At 69.8% G+C, this 23,725-nt stretch carries 20 protein-coding genes; 5 read left to right on the forward strand and 15 right to left on the reverse strand.

Going from position 1 to position 23,725, the window contains the following annotated elements; all coding sequences use genetic code 11:
* The 9 genes from QM591_RS01515 to QM591_RS01555 all read right to left on the reverse strand — a co-directional run.
* Nucleotides 1-595 (reverse strand): LLM class flavin-dependent oxidoreductase (locus QM591_RS01515; protein WP_415128886.1); only part of this gene is annotated, 595 nt, incomplete at its 3' end.
* Nucleotides 592-1,629 carry an LLM class flavin-dependent oxidoreductase gene (locus tag QM591_RS01520; protein WP_415128888.1) on the reverse strand — a complete coding sequence of 346 codons (1,038 nt, stop codon included), beginning with the start codon at nucleotides 1,627-1,629 and terminating at the stop codon, nucleotides 592-594. The genes QM591_RS01515 and QM591_RS01520, both read right to left, overlap by 4 nt.
* Nucleotides 1,626-2,423 (reverse strand): ABC transporter ATP-binding protein, encoded by a 798-nt coding sequence (locus tag QM591_RS01525; protein ID WP_415128890.1) that lies wholly within the window; start codon nucleotides 2,421-2,423, stop codon nucleotides 1,626-1,628. The genes QM591_RS01520 and QM591_RS01525 overlap by 4 nt, the downstream gene beginning before the upstream one ends.
* The gene (locus QM591_RS01530) at nucleotides 2,420-3,205 is read right to left on the reverse strand and encodes an ABC transporter ATP-binding protein (RefSeq protein WP_415128892.1); all 786 of its coding nucleotides are present in this window, start codon (nucleotides 3,203-3,205) and stop codon (nucleotides 2,420-2,422) included. Before QM591_RS01530 ends, QM591_RS01525 begins: the two co-directional genes overlap by 4 nt.
* A complete protein-coding gene (locus QM591_RS01535; RefSeq protein WP_415128894.1) occupies nucleotides 3,202-4,104 on the reverse strand; it encodes an ABC transporter permease in 903 nt (300 codons plus the stop codon). Before QM591_RS01535 ends, QM591_RS01530 begins: the two co-directional genes overlap by 4 nt.
* A 20-nt stretch (nucleotides 4,105-4,124) precedes the next feature.
* On the reverse strand, nucleotides 4,125-5,093 hold the full coding sequence (locus QM591_RS01540; protein WP_415128896.1) for an ABC transporter permease: 969 nt from the start codon (nucleotides 5,091-5,093) through the stop codon (nucleotides 4,125-4,127).
* Nucleotides 5,094-5,100: 7 nt separating this feature from the next.
* The gene (locus QM591_RS01545; protein ID WP_415128898.1) at nucleotides 5,101-6,669 is read right to left on the reverse strand and encodes an ABC transporter substrate-binding protein; all 1,569 of its coding nucleotides are present in this window, start codon (nucleotides 6,667-6,669) and stop codon (nucleotides 5,101-5,103) included.
* Nucleotides 6,670-6,742: 73 nt separating this feature from the next.
* A complete protein-coding gene (locus QM591_RS01550; RefSeq protein ID WP_415128900.1) occupies nucleotides 6,743-8,092 on the reverse strand; it encodes an O-acetylhomoserine aminocarboxypropyltransferase/cysteine synthase family protein in 1,350 nt (449 codons plus the stop codon).
* A 217-nt stretch (nucleotides 8,093-8,309) separates the two neighbouring features.
* Nucleotides 8,310-9,530 (reverse strand): MFS transporter, encoded by a 1,221-nt coding sequence (locus tag QM591_RS01555; protein WP_415128902.1) that lies wholly within the window; start codon nucleotides 9,528-9,530, stop codon nucleotides 8,310-8,312.
* A gap of 48 nt (nucleotides 9,531-9,578) precedes the next feature.
* On the opposite strand from QM591_RS01555, the gene QM591_RS01560 reads away from it, so the two are divergent.
* Nucleotides 9,579-9,971 (forward strand): MerR family transcriptional regulator, encoded by a 393-nt coding sequence (locus QM591_RS01560; RefSeq protein ID WP_415128904.1) that lies wholly within the window; start codon nucleotides 9,579-9,581, stop codon nucleotides 9,969-9,971.
* A gap of 61 nt (nucleotides 9,972-10,032) precedes the next feature.
* Here QM591_RS01560 and QM591_RS01565 read toward each other — a convergent pair whose 3' ends face one another.
* Both QM591_RS01565 and QM591_RS01570 read right to left on the reverse strand, forming a co-directional pair.
* Nucleotides 10,033-10,458, reverse strand: coding sequence for a YybH family protein (locus tag QM591_RS01565; protein WP_415128906.1), 426 nt, complete (start codon nucleotides 10,456-10,458; stop codon nucleotides 10,033-10,035).
* The gene (locus QM591_RS01570; protein ID WP_415128908.1) at nucleotides 10,455-12,059 is read right to left on the reverse strand and encodes a dipeptide ABC transporter ATP-binding protein; all 1,605 of its coding nucleotides are present in this window, start codon (nucleotides 12,057-12,059) and stop codon (nucleotides 10,455-10,457) included. The genes QM591_RS01565 and QM591_RS01570 overlap by 4 nt, the downstream gene beginning before the upstream one ends.
* 181 nt (nucleotides 12,060-12,240) lie before the next feature.
* On the opposite strand from QM591_RS01570, the gene QM591_RS01575 reads away from it, so the two are divergent.
* The 3 genes from QM591_RS01575 to QM591_RS01585 are packed head-to-tail and all read left to right on the forward strand — an operon-like array spanning nucleotide 12,241 to nucleotide 15,786.
* Nucleotides 12,241-13,830 carry an ABC transporter substrate-binding protein gene (locus QM591_RS01575; RefSeq protein ID WP_415128910.1) on the forward strand — a complete coding sequence of 530 codons (1,590 nt, stop codon included), beginning with the start codon at nucleotides 12,241-12,243 and terminating at the stop codon, nucleotides 13,828-13,830.
* A 58-nt stretch (nucleotides 13,831-13,888) separates the two neighbouring features.
* Nucleotides 13,889-14,902 (forward strand): ABC transporter permease, encoded by a 1,014-nt coding sequence (locus QM591_RS01580; RefSeq protein WP_415128912.1) that lies wholly within the window; start codon nucleotides 13,889-13,891, stop codon nucleotides 14,900-14,902.
* The gene (locus tag QM591_RS01585) at nucleotides 14,899-15,786 is read left to right on the forward strand and encodes an ABC transporter permease (protein ID WP_415128915.1); all 888 of its coding nucleotides are present in this window, start codon (nucleotides 14,899-14,901) and stop codon (nucleotides 15,784-15,786) included. The genes QM591_RS01580 and QM591_RS01585 overlap by 4 nt, the downstream gene beginning before the upstream one ends.
* Here the strand turns inward: QM591_RS01585 and QM591_RS01590 are convergent.
* Both QM591_RS01590 and QM591_RS01595 read right to left on the reverse strand, forming a co-directional pair.
* Entirely contained in the window at nucleotides 15,752-16,993 is a 1,242-nt protein-coding gene (locus QM591_RS01590) for a CMD domain protein (RefSeq protein WP_415128917.1), read from the reverse strand. The two genes, QM591_RS01585 and QM591_RS01590, sit on opposite strands and share 35 nt — an antisense overlap.
* Nucleotides 16,990-18,330 (reverse strand): NtaA/DmoA family FMN-dependent monooxygenase, encoded by a 1,341-nt coding sequence (locus QM591_RS01595; RefSeq protein ID WP_415128919.1) that lies wholly within the window; start codon nucleotides 18,328-18,330, stop codon nucleotides 16,990-16,992. Before QM591_RS01595 ends, QM591_RS01590 begins: the two co-directional genes overlap by 4 nt.
* Nucleotides 18,331-18,506: 176 nt before the next feature.
* Between QM591_RS01595 and QM591_RS01600 the strand changes: the two genes are divergently transcribed.
* Nucleotides 18,507-20,216, forward strand: a complete 1,710-nt coding sequence (locus tag QM591_RS01600; RefSeq protein ID WP_415128921.1) for an FAD/NAD(P)-binding protein — start codon at nucleotides 18,507-18,509, stop codon at nucleotides 20,214-20,216.
* A gap of 69 nt (nucleotides 20,217-20,285) precedes the next feature.
* On the opposite strand, the gene QM591_RS01605 is transcribed toward QM591_RS01600, so the two are convergent.
* Together QM591_RS01605 and QM591_RS01610 are read right to left on the reverse strand one after the other, a co-directional pair.
* Entirely contained in the window at nucleotides 20,286-22,628 is a 2,343-nt protein-coding gene (locus QM591_RS01605) for a glycosyl hydrolase family 95 catalytic domain-containing protein (protein ID WP_415128923.1), read from the reverse strand.
* Between the two features lie 15 nt (nucleotides 22,629-22,643).
* The gene (locus QM591_RS01610) at nucleotides 22,644-23,645 is read right to left on the reverse strand and encodes a LacI family DNA-binding transcriptional regulator (RefSeq protein ID WP_415128925.1); all 1,002 of its coding nucleotides are present in this window, start codon (nucleotides 23,643-23,645) and stop codon (nucleotides 22,644-22,646) included.
* Between the last annotated feature and the right edge of the window lie 80 nt (nucleotides 23,646-23,725).

Here is a 23,725-nt window from a genome sequence, read left to right on the forward strand (position 1 = left end):
CGAGCGCGCGCTGAGCGCCGGCGTCACCGACCCCGAGGAGCAGGCCACGGCCGGCGCGCGCCGTGGCGGCCGCCCGCTCCGGCGTGGACGCCGACTCCCACAGCCGCTGGGCGAGGGTCGGCGCGGCGGGCGTGAGTGTGAGCCCGTCGGGCAATCCCCATCCGGCCAACAGTTCGAGGAGCTGATCGAGCTTCTCGGCGTACCGTTCGCGCCGGCGCTGCGGATCCTCGCCGAACGCGGCGAACTCGGTGGCCGAGAAGCCGCCGGTGCCCAGTCCCAACTCGACCCTGCCGCCGGAGACGACGTCGAGCACCGCCGCATCCTCGGCCAGGCGCACGGGATCCTCGAGGGGAAGCACGATGACGGTCGTCCCGAGTCGGATGCTCTTCGTGGCCGCGGCAGCGGCGCCCAGGACGATGAGCGGCGAGGGGAGCCGGCCCGAGTCGCTGCCGACGTGGTGCTGCGCGAGCCACCCGGAGGCGAATCCGAGCTCGTCCGCAGCGACGAAGAGGTCGATCAGACCGGGAAGGAGCTCGCGGGCGGGTGCGTCACCGTGAACGTGGGTCTGGAACCCGATGCGGGGCGCGGCACTCATCGGATCTCCTCCAGCGCGGGCTCCACGGCGGACCGCCATCCGAGTTCCGGTGCGATCTGGGTGGCGATGATCTCGAGCCGTGCGATCTCCTCCTCGACCGTGGACGCCTCGTGCTGCACGACGGGGAAGAAGTAGTCCACGTGGCCGAGCAGGGCCGCGTCGGCGCGCAGGCTGCCGATGACGTCGTCGACCGAGCCGTAGTGGGCGTTGATCCGTGCCGCAAGGCGCTCATCGTCGAGACCGGCGAAGTCCACGTGATCCGCGATCCGCTCGCGGAACAGCGTGAGGCCCCGGCCGAGGTCGGCGAGTGCTGCCGGGCGACTGACGCCGGGGAAGACGGCCCGCGCGGCACCGACCCGCGACGGGCCGTTCCCTCGCCACGCGGTCCGGTACGCGTCGATGAGCGGGAGCTGCTGCTCGGCGGGCTTGTGGGAGAAGGTTCCGATGAACAGACCGTCGCCGGCGGCGGCGACACGTCGCGCCTTCTCGTCGCTTCCCGTCCCCTGCCACAGTCGGTCGCGCAGCCCGCGCGCCGGCGGTTCGAGCACGAGGCCGGTGTGACGTATGGGCCGGCCCTCGAGGGCGTCGTGCACGAGAGCGAGAGCGTCGTCGTAGCGGGCCTGTGACTGTTCCGGCGACACCCCGAATGCCCCGAACGCGGCGCGATTGGCCCCGCCGGTGCCGAGCCCCAGCTGCAGGCGCCCGCCGCTCAGCTCGTCGAGCACTGCGGCGTCCTCCGCGAACCGCAACGGCTCCTCTATCGGGAGCGCCGACACGGCCGTGCCGAGGTGAATCCGACGGGTGCGCGATGCCGCCGCGGCCAGCAGCACGAACGGCGAGGGCACCCCGACGCGTTCCCCTCCGAAATGGTGTTGTGCGATGAAGGCGCCGTCGAAGCCCAGGTCCTCGGCGGCCTGGATGGTGTCGAGCACCTCGCCGTAGACGCGCGCCGCGGAGCGCCCATAGCCGTTGACGTGTGTCAGGAAGCCAAGCCGGAACGGACGTTCGGGCGTGAGAGGAGGTGAGTCCGTCATGCGATCTCCTTGTCGATCAGTCGTGGCACGGCCGCCAGCAGCGACCGCGTGTACGGATGGGATGGGTTGCGGAGCACCGCGGTGGCTTCGCCCGACTCGACGACCCGGCCGTCCTTCATGACGACGATCCGGTCGGCGACGTGCTGGACGAGCCCGATGTCGTGCGAGACCAGCACGATCGTGAGCCCGAGACGGTCCCGCAGCTCCCGCAGGAGCTCGAGGATCTGTGCACGGACGGTGACATCGAGCGCGCTGAGCGGTTCGTCACCGACCAGCAGCCGCGGACCGTGGACGATCGCCCGCGCCAAGGCCACCCGCTGACGCTGCCCGCCCGACAGTTCGTGCGGGAACTGATCGGCGCGCCACGAGGGCAGTCCCACCTGATCGAGCACCTCGACGACGCGCGCCCGATGGTCGCCGGAGATACCGAGCGCCTCCAACGGTTCGGCGATCGTCTGCGCGACGGTGAAGCGGGGATCCAGCGACGCGTACGGGTCCTGGAGCACGATCCCGGTGTCGCGGCGGAGCCGGCGGAGTTCCGCCCCGCGACCGGGGTCGATCGTGCGCCCCGCGAACCGCACGTCCCCCGCATCCGCTCGGCCGAGTCCCAGCAGGATCCGGACGAGAGTGGACTTTCCCGACCCGGACTCGCCGATGATGGCCGTCGTGAGCCCCTCGTCGATGTCGATGTCCACATACACGAGCGCCTCCCGGTGCACGGTGCGCGCGAACAGCGATTCCTTCGGCAGGGCGAACCGCTTGCGGATCCCTCGCGCCGCCAACAGCGTGGTCATGCGTCGACTCCCGTCCACGACGTGGCCCGGGCAGCATCGGCCAGAGAGCGGGTGACGGGATGCGCACCGCCGTGCAGCACCTCCGCCACCGAACCCTCCTCGACGACACGCCCTCCAGCGAGCACGACGGCGCGGGAGGTGATCTGGGACAGCACCGCGAAGTCGTGCGTGATGAACAGCAGGGAAGCCCCGCTGTCACGGACGGTCCTGTCGAAGAGGTCGAGGATCCCGGCCTGGATGGTGACGTCGAGCGCCGTCGTGGGCTCATCGGCGATGAGCAGTCGCGGTGACGTGGAGAGGGCGACGGCGATCGCCACACGCTGCCGCTGCCCGCCGGAGAGCTGGTGGGGATACTGCCGGATGATCCGTTCCGGATCCGGGAGCGCGACCTGCTCGGCCAACTGCACGACGCGAGCCCTCGCCTGGACGCGGCTGAGCCCGTAGTGGATGCGCAGGGGCTCGGCGATCTGGGCGCCGACGGTGCGCACGGGGTTCAGCGCGGTCGCCGGCTCCTGGAACACGATGGCGGCCTGCCGTCCGCGGAAGGCGGCGAACTCATCATCGTGGAGGCCGACGAGTTCGCGCCCGTCGAGTCGGATGCTGCCGCCGACGACCGCGCCCCGGGGCAGCAGCCCCAGCACGGCGAGCGCGGTCAACGACTTGCCCGACCCGGACTCGCCGATCAGGCCGAGCCGCTCACCGTCACCGAGAGAGAAGCTCACGCCGTCGACGACGCGGCGTCCCCGGATGTCGATCGTGAGGTCGGTGATCTGGAGTGTCATGACACCACCTCCACGCTGACGGGCGCGGTTCGTCGCTCGGGTGGCCGGTCGGGCGAGTCCTCGTCGGTCGCCGCCCGGGCGCGCCGCAGGCGAGGGTCGACGGCTTCTCGCAGCGCGTCGCCCAGGAGCGAGAACCCCAGCACGGTGAGGGTGATCGTCAGCCCGGGCCACAGGACGGCGGCCGGCTGGACGCCGATGAACCTCTGCGACTCCGCCAGGCTCCGCCCCCACGACGGTGTACCCGCCGGTGCCCCGTATCCCAGGTAGCTCAAGCCCGCTTCCGCGAGCACGGCGACCGCGGCGATGAGCGAAATCTGCACGATGACGACGGGGGCGACGTTCGGGACGACGTGCCGGCGGATGACACGCGCGCGGCGCACCCCCGCCGCGCGCGCCGCCAGCACGAAGTCGGAGCGATCGGCGATACGGATCTCGGGCCGCACCACCCGCCCGATCGACACCCCTCCGGCAATGCCGACGGCGGCCACCACCACCCAGAGCGAGCCACCGAGGCTCGCGGCGAACAGCATCGCGATCAGGAGGGTCGGAAACGCGATGAGGATGTCGACGAGCACCGCCAACGGCTCCGACACCCACCGGGGGGTGAGGGCGCCCAGCGCGCCCAGAACCACACCGAGCGCACCGGCGATGACCGCAGACAGCACCGAGACGAACACCGTCGTACGAGCGCCTGCGAGCAGCCAGCTGAAGGTGTCACGACCGATCTGGTCGGTGCCCAGCCAGTGGTCGAGCGAGGGCCCCTGCCACTTGTCGGCGACGTCCTGCTGCAGCAGCGGATACGGCGTCCACAGCAGCGATACCACTGCAGCGGCGAAGACGAGGACGACGACGAGAAGGCCGTACGCTCCCCCCGGGCGTCGCCACAGCTCGGCGAGCACGGCTCCCCTCCCTCGCCCGCTCATGCGGCGGCCGCCCGTTCCCGCTGCCGGGGGTCGATGAGGCGGTGGGTGACGTCGATGACGGCGCCGATGACCAGCACGATGCCGGTGAGGAAGATCACTTCACCCTGTACTTTCGCGATGTCACGGGATCCGACGTCGTCGACGAGCATCCGCCCGACTCCCGGAAGATTGAAGAGGGCCTCGATGAGGACGGCTCCCGTGATGAGCCCGGCGAAGATGAGGCCCGACACCGACACGACGGACAGGCCCACGTTCGGCAGTCCGTGACGAACGAGCGCTTGCGGCCGGGTGAGCCCTCGTGCCGCCCCCGCGCGCACATAGTCCTGATCGAGCGCCTCCAGCGCCGCCGAGCGCACGAAACGCAGGAGCACGGCGCCTTCGATGAGTCCGATGGTGAGCGCCGGGAGGACGAGAGCCGTCAGCGCGGCACCGGGGTCCTGCCACCCTGTGCGCGGGAATCCGCTCGTGGGCAGGATGCCGACGAGCCCCACACCACGACCGAACAGCAGGATCAGGAGCAGCCCGGCCCACAGTGCGGGCACGGCTGCCAGCGTCTGTGAGCCGAAGCCCACCGCCACTCCGATCGGCCGGTCGTGACGCAGTGCTGCGTAGGTTCCGAGGGGAAGCGCGACGACGAGAGCGATGGCCAGCGAGAGCAGCGTGAGCGGCAGGGTGACCTGGAACCGGTGGGCGAGGTCGTCGCCCACCGGCCTGCCGGTCAGGAGGGACGATCCGAGATCGCCCCGCAGGAGCCCGGCCACCCAGGAGGTGTACTGGGTGGCCAGGCTCTGGTTGAGGCCCAATGACTCGCGGATCTTCTCGACCTGCTCCGGTGTCGCCTTGGTGCCGCCGATGACCTGCGCAACGTCGCCCGGAAGCACGCGCAGCGCGAGGAAGATCAGCAGACTCGCCACGACGAGTCCGAGCAGCAACAGCAGGGTCCTGCCGAGAAGGAAGCGAGTCAACGGACGATCACTCCGTGAACGACGCGGCGGTCACGTCCAGCCGGGAGCTGGTCGAGTCGACCGATACTCCCGACAGGCGCTTGTCGACGGCGACGAGCGTCGTCGGGTTGTAAAGCCAGTCCGCGGCAGCGTCCTCCGAGACGATACGGGCGGCCTGCTTCAGCTTCTCCGCGTAGGTGGCCTCGTCGGTCGCCGTCGTCGCCTCCTTCCACAGCGCCTGCACCTCGGCGTTGTCGTAGCCGAAGTAGTAGTCGGGGTTCGCCCAGTTGTAGAAGTCGCGGGCTTCCGCGTGATCGACGATGCTCAGTTGGTAGTCGTGGTTGGTGTAGACGTCGTTAAGCCACGTGGAGAACTCGACCTGGTCGACGGTGAGCGTGATGCCGACCTCCGCGAGCTGCGAGGTGAGGAGGTCGGTGACGGTCGTGCCGTAGAACGACGGGACGGTGAGCGTCAGATCGAGGCCGTCGGCATAGCCGGCATCGGACAGGAGCTGCCGCGCCGTCGCCGGGTCGAACGGCGCGACCGAGCTCAGGTCCTCGTAACCGGGGTCACTGTCGACGATCGGGCCGTAGAGGGTCTTGCCACCGCCGAGCGCTTCGATGATCGCGTCGTGATCGATCGCTGCACGCACCGCCTTGCGCACCCGGACGTCGGTGAAGGGCTCGGCCTTGTTGTTGAAGGCGAGAGTGAACTTATCGGATGCGAAGCCCTCCTCCAAGGTGAACGCGTCGTTGTCGGCGATCTGCGCCTGCAGGTTCTTGTCGACGGCGCCGAACTGCACCGCACCCTCGTTGAGCGCATTGAGGATCGCGTTGGTGTCGGCGTACAGCTGGAACACCGCGGTCCCGATCTTCGCCTTCTCGCCCCAGTAGTCCGCGTTGCGGGTGAGCACGACGGAGTCTCCGGCCGTGAACTCGTCGAGCAGGAACGGACCGGAGCCGATGGCCGTCGTCTGCAGGTCGTTGTCGGCGTCTTCGTCGAGGACAAGCCCCGGACGACCCGCGAGGTTGTACAGCAGTGTCGGGTCGGGTGTCGACAGCGTGATGACGACCGTCTCGTCACCCTCCGCGGTGATGGTGTCGATGCTCGCGAGTGCCTCGAAGTCCTTGCGTTCGTTGTCGATCAGATCCTCGATGGACCAGACGACATCCGCACTGGTCAGCTCGTCGCCGTTGGAGAACGTCGTCCCGGGATTGAGCGTGAACGTGTAGGTGAGGCTGTCGTCGGAGACCGTCCACTCCTTCGCGAGCGACGGCGAGATCTTCCCCGAGGCGTCGCGGGAGACGAGTCCTTCGTACACGTTGTCGATGAGGAGCTGGTCCAGCGCCGCGCCCGACGTCGTGCGGATGTCGAGATTGTCGGGCAGCAGCTGGACGGCGAAGGTGACCTCGCTGGTCGGATCGGCCGGCGGCTGGTTCAGCGCGATCGCAGTCGCTGCGCCGGCCCCGCCGACAACGACGATTCCTGCGACGACGCCGATGGTGATGTTGCGTCGCTTGCGCTTGCTCGCGTTGGCGGCGCCGAGCTCCTCGAGGCTCTGGTCGGTTCCTCCGGCGGAGGCGGGATCGGTGGTCATTGGTGTCTCCTGGTGATCGGGTGGTGAGGTGTTGGGCGGTGAGGTCTTCGGATGGTGGCGACTCAGTGGCGATTCACGGCGCCGCGGCTGCGGCGACCGGCGCGGCACGAGCAGTGACGCCGTCGGCGGCGGCAAAGCCCCGCTCGAGGTCGCGAACGAGGTCTTCCGGCGACTCGGTGCCGATCGACAGCCGCAGTAGCCCCGGACCGATGCCTGCGCGATGAAGCTGCTCATCGGTCAGTCCGGAGTTGACCGTGGACGCGGGATGGATCACGAGGCTGCGGACGTCACCGATGTTGGCGAGGTGACTGAAGAGCTCGAGGGACTCCACAAAGGCGCGAGCCGTCTCACGCCCGCCACGAAGGTCGAACGAGACGACTCCTCCGGCACCTCGCGGCAGCAGTCGGCGCGCCACCTCGTGCCAGGGCGAGGCGGGCGCCGTCGGATAGTGGACGCGCTCGACCAGCGAGTGCCGCGCGAGGAAGGCGACCACCGTCTCGGCATTGGACACGTGCTGCCGCACGCGAAGGCTGAGCGTTTCGAGCCCCTGGAGGAGCAGGAAGCTGTTGAAGGGCGAGGGTGCGGGACCGTAGTCACGCACCAGGGTGGTGCGAAGGCGCAGTGCGTAGGCCAGTCCGTCCGCCCCGAACCGCTCCCAGTAGCTGCGGTCGCCGTGGCCCACGTCTGCGTGGTGGAGGCCCGGCCACTTGTGCGGTTCCGCCCCGTAGTCGAAGCGGCCGCCGTCGACGACGACCCCGCCGATGCTCGTGCCGTGGCCGGCGAGGTACTTCGTGGTGGAGTGCACGACGATGTCGGCGCCGTGGTCCAGCGGCCGCAGCAGGAACGGCGTCGCGAGGGTGTTGTCGATGATGAGGGGAACTCCCGCGTCGCGGTGGGCGACTTCCGCGATCGCCGGGATATCGAGGACCGCGCCCGTGGGATTGCCGATGCTCTCCGCGAAGAACGCGCGGGTGTTCGGTCGGATCTCGCGACGCCAGGCGTCCGGGTCGTTGATGTCGGTGACGAGCGAGACCTCGATGCCCAGCTCGGGGAATCGCTGCAGGAGCAGGTTCGTCGTGCCGCCGTAGATCTGGTCGCTCGCGACGATGTGACCGCCGGCACGGAGCAGGTTGAGCAACGCGACCGTCGTGGCGGCCTGCCCACTCGCGGTCGCCACAGCGGCGCGCCCTCCTTCGAGGGCCGCGAGCCGCCGCTCGGCGGCTGCCGTCGTGGGGTTCGAGATGCGGGAGTACGCGAACGAGTCCAGATCCTCGAGCAGGAACGAGGCTGCCGCCTGGTCTGCGTCTTCGTAGGTGAAGCTGGCGCTCTGGTAGATCGGCGTCACCCTGGCGCGGGTCGCGATGTCGGGCGCGGCACCTGCATGGATCTGCAGCGTCTCGAAGCCCCAGCTGTCGGTGGTCATGCGGCGACGTTAGAGGCGCCCCGTTCACGTCCGATCGGCCGACGTCATGTCCTGTCAGCGGACGTAATGCGACGACGTATTCGGCGCGCTCCCCGGGCATGTCCGCGCCGACACGGACCCACAGAGTCCTTACACGTCGACGACGAAGCCGATCTCCCGCTCCGAGCCGGGAACTCCTCGGACCGCCCAGTTCTCGATGGGTGGCCCACGTCATCGGCTACCGCTTCGCCAACTCCTGCCGGGCAAGCCCGAGACCCACGACGACGAGCGCTCCGGCCGTCAGCAGGAGGCCCGCCGACGCCACGAAGGGCGTTGCGGCCGAGGCCTCCACCAGCCGTCCACCGAGCCAGGGGCCGATCGTGATCCCGACATTGAAGAAGACGACGATGCCTGCGCTCGCCAGGGTCCGCGTGCGGTCACTGGCGACCCGCATGAGCGTGGACTGCAAGAGCGGGAAGAGCGCGCCCATCGCCGCTCCCCACACGGCCAACGCCGCCACCACGGCGAAAGGCCGAGTGGGCAGCAGCGCGAGCACAGCGAAGGCGACGACGAACAGAGCGACCGTCGCGGTGAGCGCGGCGCGGGGCATCCGGTCGGCGAGGATGCCGGCAAGTACCACGCCGATCACTCCGGTCGCGCCGTAGGCGAACAGCAACGGTGGTGCCCAGACAGGATCGAAACCGGCGGCCGTCTCCAGGTAGGGGCGGATGTAGGTGAACGACGTGAACTGGCCCGTCGCGATGAGGACGGCGGCCATCCCGAAGACCAGCAGGGGCACGAGCGAGCGGTCGCGCCCGCTCGTCTCGGGATCCTGCGCTGAGGGCTCGACCGACGGCGCTCCGGCGTTTCGAGGCATGATGACCGCGATCGCCGCGGCGGCGAGGAGTGCTGCCGCGGCGGCGGCCACGAAGACCCACCGCCATCCGACGACCTGGGCGAGGGTCGTTCCGAGCGGCAGTCCGATGACGGTAGCGGCGGTGCCGCCCGCCGTGACGATCGCGAGGCCCCGACCCCAGTGGCTGCGCGGAAGGAGCGAGGTCGCGTAGACGATGACGACCGCCCAGAACACGCCGTGGGCGACCGCAGCGGCGACCCGCGTCGCCAGCGCGACGGTAAGCGTCGGCGAGAGGGCCGTGGCGAGGTTCGCCACCGCGAAAACCGTGAGCGCCCCCGCCACCACGGGGCGGCGGTCGAAGCGGCGGAGCAGCCGCGTCAGCGGGATGCTCGTCACGATCACCGTGAGCGCCCACACCGAGATGAGCAGACCGATCCCATCCGCGCTGGTCCCGAGATCGCCGCTCATCTCGGTCAGCAGACCCGCAGGCAGAGCCTCGACGGTGACCGTCAGGAAGACGGCGAAGCTCAGGAGGAGCAGAGGGCCGATCGGCAGGCGCGAACGGATCTCCATGACGACGGAATCGGTGGTGTCGGTGGTCATGTCGGAAGCGTAAACTTTGACATCAATGTCAATGTCAAGGTGGCTGTGATGAAGATCGGTGAACTGTCCGCGCGTACCGGTATCCCGACGCGCATGCTGCGCTACTACGAGCAGCAGGGGCTCCTCGACGCACCCCGCGCCGGCAACGGCTACCGCGACTACACCGACGCGTCCGTCGAGCGCGCCCGGCGCGTCCGCGGCCTCGTGCAGGCGGGCCTGTCGACCCGCATGACACGGGTCGTTCTCGACATCGAGCAGCAGTGCACAGACGGACTGCCTCGAGAGTGCTCGCGGGAGCTCGCCGCCGAGTTGGCCAGCGAGCTCGCCGCGCTGGAAGACCGGCTCGCCTGCCTCACGAAGAGCCGCGACGCCGTGGCGGAGTACCTCCGCCGCGTGGCCCCGGACCGCTCCCACGCTGACACACCCGTGCCGCACCGGTGAAGCCACGACGCCATCTGGGGTGGGCCTGCGCGTTCGACGCGGTGCGCAGCCGGCGAGGCTCTTATCTCTGCACCGCCCATCGCCCGATGACGGCGGCATCGCCGAGGACGTCTTCGTGGTTGTGAGCAAGGAGCCACTCGCCGTTCGACCTGCGCCACACGCTCGTGTTGCGCACGAACCACCACACGTCCGCGCCGCCCTTGCGCACCCGGAAGACGTGGCGCACGAGCGCGATGTCACCGTGGACGTCGATGAGAGGCTCCTCCGTCTCGATCTCGAACGCGGAGTCGTCGCCGGGATCGGGGCGGCCACGGCGCACGTCGCGGAGAGCATCGAGGCCGACGACCAGGTCGACGGCATCCGTATCCCAGAATGTGGCGTCGGGTGCGAGCAGGCGATCGACGGCATCACTGTCGCCGCGCTCTGCCAGCCGGTACATCTGGAGCATCCTCGCCCACACGGCGGCGCGTTCCTCGGTAGCGCTCATGCCGCCACCCTCGCCGGGACGGCCCGGATCAGCTCGGCCGTGTAATCCGTGGCCGGACGGGCGAGCACGTCGTCGACGGCACCGCTTTCGACGATCGACCCGTCGTGCATCACCAGCACCCGATGGGCGCTCCGACGCACGACTCCGAGGTCGTGGGTGATGAGCACGTAGCTGACGGCGAGGTCACGCTGCAGCTCGGCCATGAGGTCGAGCACCTGCTCCTGGACGATCACGTCCAGAGCGGACACCGGCTCATCGCAGACGACGACGGACGGCGCCGTCGCGAGGGCCCGCGCGATCGCGACGCGCTGCCGCTGACCGCCGCTGAGCTCCGTGACGCGGCGTCCTGCGAGAGTGGTCGCGAGACCCACCCGGTCGAGGAGCTCGGTCACTCGCGCGTCCCGCGACGCCTTCGTGCCGACTCGGCCGACGACGAGCGGTTCGGCGATCGCACGCGCGACGCTGAAACGCGGGTCCAGGGAACTCGACGGATCCTGGAACACCGCCTGCAGGTCGGGGCGGCGAGCGCGAGCGGCGGCGGACGTGAACCCCGTCACATCGATCCCGTCCAGTGACACCGTCCCGGCATCCGGTGAGACGAGTCCGAGGACGATCCGCGCAGTGGTGCTCTTTCCTGACCCGCTCTCGCCCACGATCGCCACCGTCTCGCCCCGGTGCAGCGAGAACGAGACGCCGCGCACCGCATGATGATCGACGCGGGCGCCGCTCGCCGTGCGCGAGTGGAAGGTCTTGTCGAGCCCTTCGGCGATCAAGAGGGGAGGATCCGTCGATGCCCGTGTCGTGACCCCGCCGTCGTCCAGACGCGGCACCGCGCTCACCAGGCGTTGCGTGTACGAGTGGGCCGGCGACGAGAAGACGACCGCACTGCGCCCCTCCTCCACGATGCGCCCGTCCCGCATCACCAGGATCCGATCCGCGCGGTCGCGAGCGACCCCGAGGTCGTGGGTGACGAGGAGCAGCGACGCGCGGGTGCGTTCGGAGAGTTCGTCGAGCAGATCCAGAATGCGACGCTGCACCGTCGCGTCGAGCGCCGACGTCGGCTCATCCGCAAGGATCAGCGCCGGGTCGCTGGCGATGCCCGCCGCGATGAGCGCCCGTTGCCGCATGCCGCCCGAGAGCTGGTGGGGGAACTTGCTCGCGTTCTTGGCGTGACGCGGAAGCCCGACGCGATCGAGGAGGTCCTCGGCGAGAGCGCGAGCGGATCGGCGGCCCACGGCGCGATGGACCACGGGCGACTCGGTCACCTGCCCGCCGACTCGCAGCAGAGGGTTCAGGCTCGACAACGGATCCTGCGGGACGAAGCCGATGCGCTGACCTCGGATCCGACGCCGCTCCCGCTCGCTCGCGCTGGCGAGATCGACCCCCTCGAACCGGATGCTGCCCGCCTCGTCGGCCGACGAGGGGAGGAGACCGAGGATCGCTTTGATGATCGTCGACTTCCCCGACCCCGACTCCCCGACGATCGCCGCGCGCTCGCCGGGCTCGACGGTGAACGAGACGCCGTCGACGGCAGCCGCGTCGGCGAAGGCGACGCGAAGCCGGTCGACCCGCAGCAGCGGAGCGGTGCTATCCGGGACCATGACGCCAGCTTCTCAACCGCGATGACTCGACTCGCATCACGAGTAACACAACGACATGCGGCGCGGCCGTTCTGACACGTTCGTGTTTACATGACACTCACTCGGCAGTGTCGGCATACCCCGCTCCCGCCATCGCGTCCCGATCCGGACGCGTCGTCCCCGAAACGAAAGGCACTGGGGTATGTCCATCCTCTCTCCACGTCGCACGGCCGCCGTGGCCGCCGCCCTCGCGACGGCACTCGCTCTCGCCGGGTGCGCCGGCACGACCGACGATGCACCGCCATCCGACCAGGATGTCGTCTTCACCTTCAGCGGGCTGCCGACAGCCTGGGATCCGGTGTCCAACAGCAACGGCCTGGGAAGCTTGGCGGTGATCCGCAGCGTCTACGAGGGCCTCGTCGACCAGGTCCCCGGCTCGTACGATGTCGAGCCGAGCCTCGCGACCGAATGGACCGTCTCGGACGACAAGCTCGAGTACACGTTCACGCTGCGAGACGGCGTGGAGTTCAGCGACGGCACCCCCTTCGACGCGGCTGCCGTGGTGTACAACTTCGAGCGGATCGAGGCCCTCGGGGGCCAGGTCGCCGGCATCCTCTCCAACGTCAGCGACGTCGTCGCGGTCGACGACGGCACCGTGCGACTGACGCTCGCCCAGCCTCAGATCCAGTTCCTCGAGGCGCTGTCGTTCGCGGTCTTCGCCTCGCCCACCGCGGCGAAGGAGAATGAAGCCGACGGCGACTGGGGTGCTGCCTGGCTCGCCCAGAACTCGGCGGGAACCGGGCCCTACGTGGTCGGCGACAAGGTCGAAGGCCAGAGCCTGGAGCTCGATCGCAACGAGGACTACTGGGGCGGCTGGGAGGACGGCCAGATCGACACGGTGCGATTCGTCACCACTCCCGACGCCACGACGGTCGTCCAGCAGCTCCTGCGTGGCGAGGTCGACCACGTCAGTGGGATCATGTACCCGCTCGTCGACTACCTCGACCAGCTGGAAGACTCCGACGAGGTCACCGTCTATCGCGCCGAAGGCACGCAGATCGACCAGATCCAGCTGAACACGCAGCGCGCGCCCCTGGACAACAAGCTCGTGCGTCAGGCGATCCAGCTGGCGTACGACTACGAGTCGGCGTTGCAGGCGGCGTACAAGGGTGAGGGTGTCGTCCCGTCCGGCGGACTCCCCGCCGGCTACCCAGGATTCGACACGAGCCTCCGGCCGCTCTCGCAGGACCTGGATCGAGCCAAGGAACTGCTCGCCGAGTCGGGCGAGACGATCGACAAGCTGACGCTCTACTACTACGAGCCTCTGGCCTTCGAGAAGGCCGAGTCGCTCATCCTGCAGGACTCGCTCGCGGAGCTCGGCATCGACCTCGAGGTGACGGCGACCACCTGGGACCAGATGGTGGAAGCGCAGAGCTCCCCCGAGACGGCGCCGGACTTCAACAACCTGTGGCACGGCCCGATCACGGCCGATCCGGCCGACTACCTCGGCTCGTACTTCCACAGCAAGTTCATCGGCGGGTACAACTGGTCGTTCTTCGATGACGCCGAGTTCGACGGGCTGATCGACGAGGCACAGTTCGCCGCTGACGAGGCGACGCGGGATGCCGCCCTGGCTCAGGCGCAGGCCATCCTCCTCGACGAGGCACCCGCGATCTTCGCCGCAGTCCCGAACCGTGTCGAAGTGATCAACTCCCGGTTCACCGGATACGAGGTGCACCCCGTCGACTACGGCGGAGACATCTTCTTCTACGACCTCCGCGTCGCGGACTGACCCTCCGGGGCGGGGCTGCCTTCCGGCTTCCCCGCCCCGCTTCCTCTGAAAGGTCGTCGTGCACATCCCGCTGATCATCGCCCGCCGCATCGCATCGATGCTCGTCGTGCTGCTGTTGATCGTCGTGGTGAGCTTTTTCGTGACTCGAGTTCTGCCCGGAGACCCGGCCACGACACTGGCAGGCATCGGCACGAGCCCCGACCAGATCGCGGTGGTGCGGCGCAATCTCGGCCTGGACAAGCCGCTCTGGGAGCAGTTCGGCCACTACCTGCAATCGGTCGCAGCACTCGACTTCGGATCTTCACTGCGATCGAAGCAGCCGATCTCGGCGGAGATCGGCGCGCGGCTCCCCGCGACGATGGAGCTGGCGCTGTACGCGACGCTCGCCTCCTCCGCCGGCGCCGTCCTGCTTGCCATCCTCGCCGTCGGCGCCCGCGGCACGTGGACCGACACCGCCGTGCGCATCGGATCCGTCGTGGGATCGTCCGCGCCCGTCTTCTGGCTCGCCCTCCTCCTCCAGCTCGTCTTCTACGGATGGCTGCAGGTGCTGCCGTCGGGTGGTCGGCTGCCGTTCTCTCAGTCGGCACCCCCGACCCTGACGGGTTTCTACACCGTCGATGCGCTGCTCGCCGGCGATGTCGCCACCTTCGGCACCGCCGTCGTCCACCTGATCCTTCCGGTGGCGAGCCTGACCATCGCCAGCCTCGGGGCCCTCACTCGCCTTCTTCGTGCACAGCTGCGCGACGAGCTGCGTTCGGACTACGTGGCCACGGCGCGCACCCGGGGCAGCGGCCGCTTCCGCCTGCTCGCCCGACATGCTCTGCCGAACGCGGCAAGCCCGGCGATCACCGTCGTCGGCATGGAGTTCGCGTTCCTCGTGGCCGGCGCGATCTTCGTCGAACGCATCTATCAGTGGCCAGGCCTCGGCAGCTATACCTGGGATGCGATCGTCGGCCTCGACTATCCGGTGGTGTCCGCGGTCGCCGTGACCCTCGGCGGCGTGTTCGTGCTGACCTCCCTGTTCGTCGACATCGCCTACCGTCTCATCGACCCAAGGATCCGGTTGTCATGATCGCCCGCGCGCTCTTCCGTGATGTGCCGACCGGCTTCGCGACGGTCGTGTTGAGCATCGTCCTGCTCTTGGTCGTGCTCGGAACGGCGTTCTCTCCCTACGCTCCGAACACGATCGACACGAGCCTGCAGCTTCTGCCGCCCGGTCTCGATCACCTCTTCGGGACCGACGAGCTCGGTCGGGACCTGTTCACGCGTTTCGCGCACGGGGGATGGACCTCGCTCGGACTAGCGATCGCGATCGTCGCCGTGTCGGGCACGGTCGGCCTCCTCATCGGCACGGTGTCGGGCTATCGCGGCGGCGCCGTCGACACCGTCGTGATGCGCACCTGCGACGCGCTGCAGGCCTTCCCGCTGTTGCTGCTCGCGATGCTCATCGCCTATGCCCTCGGCCGAGGAACGCTTCCCCTGTTCGTCGCCCTCACCGTGGCCTACGTGCCGTACTTCGTGAAGGTGTCGCGCGGTCTCGCCCTCTCGCAGCGTCAGGCGGTGTTCGTCGAGGCGGCTCGCACCCAGGGCGCGGGGGACATCCGGATCCTCGCCACCCATCTCGTGCCGCACGTGTTTCCGCCCGTGCTCACCCAGATGACGATGGCGGCCGGGAGCGCGCTGCTCGCGATCGCGGGACTGTCGATCATCGGGCTCGGTGCGCCTGCCCCCGCCCCGGAATGGGGCGCGATCCTGGCGGGAAGCGCGACGCATGTCTTTCAGGCATGGTGGTACGTCGTGATCCCTGGAGCACTCATCACACTGACGGCGATGACCTTCAGCCTGCTGGGCGACTCCTTGCGCGACACCTTCGACGAGGGTGCCGCGAGCCCGAGGGTGCGCCGGAGCGGTGCCGGCCGGGTCAGGCGAGCACAGGCTCGCCGAGTGCCAGCATGATGCGATTGGCGAAGTTGAAGTAGCCCACACTGTGGACGAAATCGAGCGCCGCCGTAGCGTCGCCGGATTGGGCGACGAGTGCGGCAACGAGTTCGTCGGGCCACGCGAGCGGAGTGGAGGTGACCGCCAGCGCTGCGTCCGCGAACACGTTCCAGCGCGAGCCGAGGTCGACACGTGGCCCGTCGTCGAGGATGGCTCGAACGTCGTTACCGCGCCCGGAGAACTTCTCGGTCGCCCTGCTGTGGACCGACGCGCAGTAGAGGCAGCCGTTCTCCCGGGACACGACGAGGGCGCCGAGCTCGCGCTCCGCACGATCGAGCCCGGATGCGCCATCGGCGAAGATGTCGTCTTCGAGACGGCTGAGCGGGAGTGAGATGTACGGGTCGCGCGCCGAGAGACGGAACGACGGCGACGACGCACGCCGCTTTCCGAAGAGACCGACCCAGTCGACCTCCGACGGCGCGGCGGACCGGTCGTCGGTGATCCACGGCTTCCACGCCACGATGCGATCGGTGAACGCGCGCGGATGCTCGCCCGAATCACCGGCATCGGGAGAGTCGACCCGACGAGCACCCTCTCGCGCCCGCGTGGCCGCGACCGACTCGGCGGATGCGGCGACGCGCGCGATCGCGCGGGCGCCCACAGCCACCCGCAGCTGGAAGCTCAGTGCGGCGACGATCTGAGTGAGGATGACGATCTGATCGGCCGTCCATCCGGCCTCGCGAAGCCGGTCCAGGTCTTCCTCGGTCGTGTCTCGCGGGTGGAGGAGCACGAGGTGCGCATACTCCAGACCGCGCGCGATCCGCACACCGAACACCGTGGAAAGCGGAAGCCGCAGATGCGGGCCGGTCGTGGACTCGGCGGCCAGGATGGTGCCGGGCGGGTAGCCGCCGAAGGGTCCCGACCCGCCGGACTGGTCGGCCAGCGTCAACACGGCCTCCTCGACCTCACCGGCGACCCCCAACGCGTTCAGTCGCGCGTCGTAGTAGCCGATCGCCGCGGAGTCGCGGTGGAGCGCAGCGACGAACAAGGCGATGACGGACCGATCGGCGGGCGTGAGGCCGTAGTCGCCGTGTGCCGGCGCGAAGATGGCCTCGTGGACGGCCTGGAGCTGTTCGCGCACCGACGATCGCGCCTCGCGCAGAGTCGCTGCCGCCGCACCGGCGATCGCGTCGACCGCGTCGTCCTGGAGTATGGCGGCGCTCATGCGGTCGCTCCCTCGAAGACGGCATCGGCGTCGACGGCGGGAAGCCCGAGATTCTCCCGAAGAGTCGTGCTCCGGTAGGCCGGGTCCCAGATTCCGCGTCGCTCCAGGATCGGGAGGACCTCGTCGTAGAACGTCTCCGCATCGCGGGGAAAGACGGGAGCCTGAATGACGAAGCCGTCGGCGGCACGGCGGTCGTGCCACTCGGTCAGGGCGTCTGCGACCTGCTCGGCCGAGCCAACGAGACGCAGATGCCCGGAACGTCCCGTCGAGGCGAACTTCGCCCGGATCTCGCCGACCGTGCGGGGCTGCGCGGCCAGATAGCCGTGGACCTGGGCGTACCAGCTCTGCGGGCCGTTGATGGCTGACGGGGGTACCAGTTCGCTGTCCTCGACCACACGGTCCGGATCGGCCGTTCGGACGTCGAACCCCAGCACCCACGAGAGCTCCGTAGCCGTGTCGGCATCCGCGCCCCACTCGCGAAGCTCGCTCTCGAGGCGACGGGCTTCGGACTCGGTCGAACCGACCACCGGGATGAGGCCCGGCAGGATGCGGATGCCGTCGGCCCGACGCCCCTGTGCGACGAGCCGTGCCCGGACGTCTGCGGCGAAGGCGGCAGCCGTGTGCACGTCCTGCTGCACGGAGAAGATCAGTTCGGCGTGGCGGGCCGCGACGGCCAGACCATCCGGACTCTGACCTGCATGCGCGAGGAGCGGCCAGCCCTGGGGTGGACGCGGCACGTTCAACGCGCCCGCGATCGAGATGTGCTCGGCGTGGAAGTCGATAGGACGGATCGCGCCCTCTCTCGTCTGCGTGCCGGCAGCACGGTCGACGTCGATCGCATCCGCTGACCACGACGACCACAACCGCTTCACCGCCTGCTGATACTCATCTGCGCGGGCGTAACGGAGTGCGTGAGCCGCATGCGAGTCGTGACCGAAGTTGCGGGATGCCGTCTCGTCGGCGGTCGTGACCACGTTCCACCCCGCGCGGCCCCTGCTCAGATGATCGAGTGACGCCAGCTGCCGGGCCACGTTGTACGGCTCGGTGTATGTGGTCGAGATCGTGCCGATCAGCCCGATGTGCGAGGTGACCGCGGCGAGCGCCGAGAGCAACGTGACCGGCTCCAGCGGCTGCGCAAGGTGATCGCCGCGGTCGCGGCCGAGAGCCAAGGCATCGGCCATGAACAGCGCATCGATTCCGGCCGCCTCTGCGCGCTGCGCGATCTCCACGTACAGCCGCAGGTCGGTGGCCTCCTCGATTCGGGACGAAGGGTCACGCCACGAGCCCGACGAGTAGCCACCAGGGCGAAGCAACAGGGCAAAGGAGAGAGTCATCATGCCTCAACGGTCGAGTCGGGGGCCGGATGGCCCGTCATCTGCCGCGCAGGGGTATGCCCGCCCGTGTGCGTGATCGCACCCGTCGACGCTACCTGGCAGGAGCGAGTCGGGTCGTCGTGTTTCGGATTGCGTCACCGGTGGCGCAGCAGCCCCGGCGTCATCCCGAAGATGGACAGGTGACGGAGGAGGCATGTGTCGATCCTCACATCGTGCTCATCGGCGCCGGACCCCGCGCGATCACACTCGTAGACCGCCTCGGAGCCCATGCCGCACGGGGGTCCGTCCGGATCCGGGTCACTCTCGTCGACCCCTACCCGGCCGGCGCCGGACGGGTGTGGAACACGTCGCAGCCACGGGTGCTGCTGAACAACACGAGCGCGTCCGAGACCACGGTGTTCTGCGACGCGACGATCACGAGCGCTGCCCCCATCGACGGAGGTCCGAGCCTGTACGAATGGTGCGGGACGATGGGGTCGGCGAGTGTCGATCCGCGAGTGCGCGCAGAGGCTGCAGGCACGCAACCGTGGACCAAACCCGCGCGAGCGCTCCAGGGCGCGTACTACTCGTGGGCCCTGGACGAAGTGATCCGCCGTCACCGGGATACCCTTCAGGTCGTCACGCGCAGGGCGACGGTGGAACACATGAACGCCGGCGAGCCGACGGGTCTCACGCTCAGCGACGGCAGCATCCTCCATTCGGACGCGGTCATCTTCTCGATGGGCTTCGTCGATGACGTCGACGACGAGGCGGTGACTGCCCTCGCTGCTCATGCGGCCGCGGTCGGCGGGGTCTATCGTCCTCCTGGACCGATGGAGCTATCGGTTCTGGAAGACGTCGACTTCCATACTCCGGTTCTCGTCCGTGGTCTGGGTGCGACGTTCTTCGATCTGCTCGGACTCCTCGAGGTCGATGGGCCCGGTGGGGGCCCGACAGGGCTGGTCGCCGGATCCGGACACGGGCTCCCCAAGCGGGCCCAGCCGGACGGACCAGGTCCCGAGGTCGACCCGACCCGGGTGACCACGGCCGCTGTCGCCCGTCTTCTCGACCGCCACGCGGGCAGTGGCAGTGCGGACGCGGCCGCCGTCTGGCGCGCGGTGCACGCGGACCTTCGCGACGAGTACGAGCGATACTCGGCCCCGCTGGCCGCCTCCGTGGCCGGGCCCTTCGATTGGGCCGACGTGGCCGCGCCTCGCCAGCGTCGAGGTGAGAGTTTCACCGACGCTCTGGACCGATTCTTCGCGCAGGAGGCGATCACGATCGAAAGCCCGCAGACGAGTCCCTGGGCAGCGGTCAGGCGCGCCGTGCTCGAGATCCGGCCGCGAATACTGAGGCTGATCCGCGCCGGCGCGTTCTCGTCTGCCGGCGCTGAGCTTCTCCGCGCCCACTTCCTCCAGCCTGCCGGACGCCTCACGAGTGGCCCGCCCGCCGGACGCCAGGCGTTGCTCGCACGGTGGCGGCGTGAGGGTCGAGTCACACTCCTCGGCCCGGCTGCAGAGTACTCGACCGCACCGGACGGGTTCCGCGCGACATCACCCGTCAACGGAGCCGGCGTTCACGCCCGGCAACTGTTGGAGGCCCGGCAGGCATTCGGCTCCGTCACGCGATCCGGTAGCGGGCTGCTCCGGCAACTCCTGCGTGGCGGGTTGATCGAGAGCGCAGCGTCCCCTGACGAGGCGGGCATCAAGGTGAATCCAGTCGACCACCGAGTCGCCGTGACGGAATCCGCCGCACCACCGTGGTGGGTTGCCGGCCACCTCGCTCGATCAGCGCAGTGGGGTGTCAATCAAGGCGCGATCCCTCACTCAGCCGACCCCTTTCTCCAGGAGTCGGACACGATCGCCGCCTCGGTGGTCGCTTGGTTGATTCGCGAACGACCGACCCCCTGACAGCGACGCCCACAGCCGAAGCGGGCCGCGACGCCCCCGTCCGCGGACCTCCCACCTCGATGTCGCTCTTCACGATCCTGTCTCCCCTCGACGGAAGACGTCGACCGGTTCGTCGCCGAGGAGCGCCACCTGGTCGGTCCCGAACGCGCGGACACGCACGCGGTCGCCCGGACGGGTGGCCTCGGTGCCCGGCGCCAACCGCAACCGCGCCCGCAGGGAGCCGCCCTCCCATTCCAACCGCTCGACCACCACGCCGCCGCGGCAGCGGATTCCCTCGATCGCGCCCGCGTGCCACGCGGCGGGCACCGCCGGAAGCAGATGCACCTCGCCGGGCTGAGACTGCACGAGCATCTCAATGACGACCGCGGGCAGCCCTCCGCAGGCGTCGACGTTGAAGATCGCATCCGCATCGTGAGTGGACACCGCGTTGGGTCGCCAGTGGTCGACGGCCATGCGCTCCACGCACTCCCGGGCCAGCTCCGCCTCACCCAACCGGGCCGCGGCCAATCCGAGGCCGACGTAGCCGAACACCATCTCGAGGTTGCCTTCGGGCGGCGCGAAGGGGCGGGATGCGCGCCACGCGAGCTTGCGGCGGATCGTCTCCACCGCGGCGGCGCGCATGGGGAGCGTCTCGGCGGCCTCGTCCGGTTCGTACCAGAAGGGGTACAGCTGCGACACGTGACGGTGGGCCAGGTTCTCCTCCTCGCCGGGAGCGAGCCACTCGGCGAAGGTGCCGTCGGCCGCGACGCGGTACGGCGGAAGCTCGTCGCGCAGGCGTCGGCAACGATCGCGCGTCTCGGTGTCGTCGATCCCGAGGAGGTCGGCGAGCCGCTCGGTGAGGCGGGCGGCATCGCGGACGATCGCGACGTCCATCGTGGCGTCGAGTGACAGCGGATGATCGCGACCCGCGGGGGTGTTCTCGGGCGAGTACGACGGGACGAGCCTCCTGCCGCTCGCGGCCGGCATCGCCGTCGCGTCGTAGAACGCCATCGCCTGCACCGCGAGGGGCCAGGCCTCCGTCCGCGCGAAGGCGAGATCGCCCGTCGTGATGAGGTAATCCCACGCGAGACGAAGCGCCCATCCGCCGGCGCCGATCCAGAACGGGTGCGGAAAGGCCGGGATCAGGTGGTTGGCGTGGCCGTGTGTGGAGAACCGCGCCGGGAGGAGCCACCCCGGCGCACCGAAGACCCGCGCGGCGTTGGCGGCGTAGTCGTGGCGATGGCGCGCGAGCGCGTCGAAGTAGGCGCGGATGAGCTCGGGCGTGCCGCCGGCCACGAGGGAGGCGATGGCGCCGTGCTGGACGTTGCCGTTCTGCGTGTAGTCGGCCGACCACGCGGGCCTGCTGCTCCCCTGCCAGAGGCCGACGAGGGTCGGCGGCAGCGCCCCGGACGCGGAGATGATCGCGTGCCTCCCCGCGGCGAAGGCGAGCTCGACCGTTCCGCGTCGCGCCGCTTCGTCTCCGGCCCGCGCCTGTCGGAACAGATCCTCCAGCGGGAGGTCTTCGGAGACCCCCGCACGCAGGTCGAACCGGCTGCGGTCGAACAGTTCCGCGTGCGGCGCGTGTACGCGCGGTCGCATCGGCGACGCGCCGGTCGTGACCGCCACCTCGACGCGCACGCGCACGCGCTCCCCCGGCGGGAGCGCGACGCGGAGGCCGGAGGCTCGCATCTCTGTGACGACGTCACCCTCGACCGTCGCCGAGATCGCCCCGCCCGTCGCCGCCCAGCGGCTGCGCGGCACCTGCGGGTCGAGGGTGGGCGCCACCCGCAGTCGAAGCGAGCCCGGCGCGATCTCCGGCGCGTCTGCCCGCACGGCGTCGCCGCGATCGACATGCGCCGGGGAGTGCTCATCGGCGGAGTCGCCCGCTGACGAGGCATCCGGGCCGTCGAGTGCGAGGAGCCCTGCGCCGCCGCCATCGGCCCAGAGCTCGACCCGCAGCGTGCCGCCCTCCCGGTCGGGCACGACGGCGACGCCGGCGCGACCGGCACCCTGCCGCCACGACACCTCGATGCGCCCCGAACGGAAGTCGCCGGACCGCCGATAATCGCGCTCCGCAGGCTCGGGCTCGGCCTCGGGTTCGGGTGTCCAGGTGAGGCCCCCGAGGGGAAGAAACGGGTCGGTCCACACCAGCCCCGCGTCCCCGTCGCGACGGACGGCGTCGTCGAAGAGGGCATCCGCCTCGTCGTATCGTGCCGCCACGAGCGCGTCGCGGAGGGCGCCGATCACGGAATCGAAGCGCGGGGCGGGGCGCAGGGCGCTCCGCGGCACGAAGAACTCCTCGTGGCACAACTGCAGGCGGTGGCGGGAGGGATCCCCGAAGAGCACGCCGCCGACCGTCCCGGTGCCCACGACGAGCCCGTGCTCCCAGTCGCCGGCCACGCCCGTGCTGACGAAACGCGTGCGAGCGGTCATCGGTCGCTCCCGGCGCTACAGCGATTCACGGGTCACGAGGCTCGTGGGCAGGATCTGCACGCGTGGTGCTTCCTCTCCGCGGGTGGCGGCGAGCACCGCCTCCGCAGCGGCTCGCCCCATCTCTTCCAGGGGCTGGCGGACCGTGGTCAAGGGCGGGTCGGAGGTCGCGGCGATCAGCACGTCGTCGTAGCCGATGAGCGCCACATCGGTCGGCACCCGGCGACCCGCCGCCTCCAGCACCGGCAAGGCGCCCGCTGCCATGAGATCCGACGAGGCGAAGACGCCGTCGAGGTGTGGGTCGCGCTGCAGGAGTCGGGCCATGGCGGCCGCGCCGCCGTCCATCGTGAAGTCGCCGTGCGCCGACGCGCCGACCGCGATCCCTTGGGCCGCGAGCTCGTCATGCCACCCTCGGGCGCGCTCATTGGCGGGGAGCATGTCGCTCGGGCCGGTGATGATGCCGAGCCGACGACGTCCGGCACGCAGAAGCGCCTGGGCCGCCAGCGCCCCGCCGCCGCGGTTGTCGGAGTCGACGACGAAGGCGTTCGTGGCCAGCACGTCGCCGGGCTGTCCGACCCACGCGATCGGCACCGGAGAGTCGGCCAGATCGGCCGCGAGGTGCGTGATCTCGTGCTGCAGGATGACGATGGCCCCGTCGACCGCCCCCGAGCGGAGGAATCGCGGGATGCGGCGATGGTCCTCGGTCTCGGCGGGAAGGAGGACCGGCTGCACCTCGCCGGCCGAGAGCCCCATCGCGGCCCCCTTGAGGACCGCCGTGAAGAAGGTGCCCCGCAGACTGTCGAGCTCGTTGAGGGCCACCACGAGGCCGATCGCCCCGGCACGCCCGCCCCGGAGGATCCGCGCGGCGTGATTGGTCTCGTAGCCCAGCCGCGACGCCTCACGCTCGACCGCTTCGGCCATGCGCCGGTCGACGGTGGTGGCGCCCGACAGGACGCGCGCGGCGGTGGCGCGCGAGACTCCGGCGGCTCGTGCAACGTCGACGATCGTTGGTCGAGACATCTGTGGCTCCTTCACGACGGGCTCAGTCTAACCACGCCTCAGAGAACGATCCCTCAGCGCGAGACGCGTCGTTTCGCGGC

Origin of the sequence: Microbacterium sp. (assembly GCF_047607225.1) — a bacterium.
Taxonomy (GTDB): domain Bacteria; phylum Actinomycetota; class Actinomycetes; order Actinomycetales; family Microbacteriaceae; genus Microbacterium.

Coding starts and splice junctions, on each gene's coding strand:
- QM591_RS01520 (WP_415128888.1), bottom strand. CDS start 1,629: ATGACGGACTCACCTCCTCTCACGCCCGAACGTCCGTTCCGGCTTGGC.
- QM591_RS01525 (WP_415128890.1), bottom strand. CDS start 2,423: ATGACCACGCTGTTGGCGGCGCGAGGGATCCGCAAGCGGTTCGCCCTG.
- QM591_RS01530 (WP_415128892.1), bottom strand. CDS start 3,205: ATGACACTCCAGATCACCGACCTCACGATCGACATCCGGGGACGCCGC.
- QM591_RS01545 (WP_415128898.1), bottom strand. CDS start 6,669: ATGACCACCGATCCCGCCTCCGCCGGAGGAACCGACCAGAGCCTCGAG.
- QM591_RS01550 (WP_415128900.1), bottom strand. CDS start 8,092: ATGACCACCGACAGCTGGGGCTTCGAGACGCTGCAGATCCATGCAGGT.
- QM591_RS01555 (WP_415128902.1), bottom strand. CDS start 9,530: ATGACCACCGACACCACCGATTCCGTCGTCATGGAGATCCGTTCGCGC.
- QM591_RS01560 (WP_415128904.1), top strand. CDS start 9,579: ATGAAGATCGGTGAACTGTCCGCGCGTACCGGTATCCCGACGCGCATG.
- QM591_RS01565 (WP_415128906.1), bottom strand. CDS start 10,458: ATGAGCGCTACCGAGGAACGCGCCGCCGTGTGGGCGAGGATGCTCCAG.
- QM591_RS01570 (WP_415128908.1), bottom strand. CDS start 12,059: ATGGTCCCGGATAGCACCGCTCCGCTGCTGCGGGTCGACCGGCTTCGC.
- QM591_RS01575 (WP_415128910.1), top strand. CDS start 12,241: ATGTCCATCCTCTCTCCACGTCGCACGGCCGCCGTGGCCGCCGCCCTC.
- QM591_RS01585 (WP_415128915.1), top strand. CDS start 14,899: ATGATCGCCCGCGCGCTCTTCCGTGATGTGCCGACCGGCTTCGCGACG.
- QM591_RS01590 (WP_415128917.1), bottom strand. CDS start 16,993: ATGAGCGCCGCCATACTCCAGGACGACGCGGTCGACGCGATCGCCGGT.
- QM591_RS01595 (WP_415128919.1), bottom strand. CDS start 18,330: ATGATGACTCTCTCCTTTGCCCTGTTGCTTCGCCCTGGTGGCTACTCG.
- QM591_RS01605 (WP_415128923.1), bottom strand. CDS start 22,628: ATGACCGCTCGCACGCGTTTCGTCAGCACGGGCGTGGCCGGCGACTGG.
- QM591_RS01610 (WP_415128925.1), bottom strand. CDS start 23,645: ATGTCTCGACCAACGATCGTCGACGTTGCACGAGCCGCCGGAGTCTCG.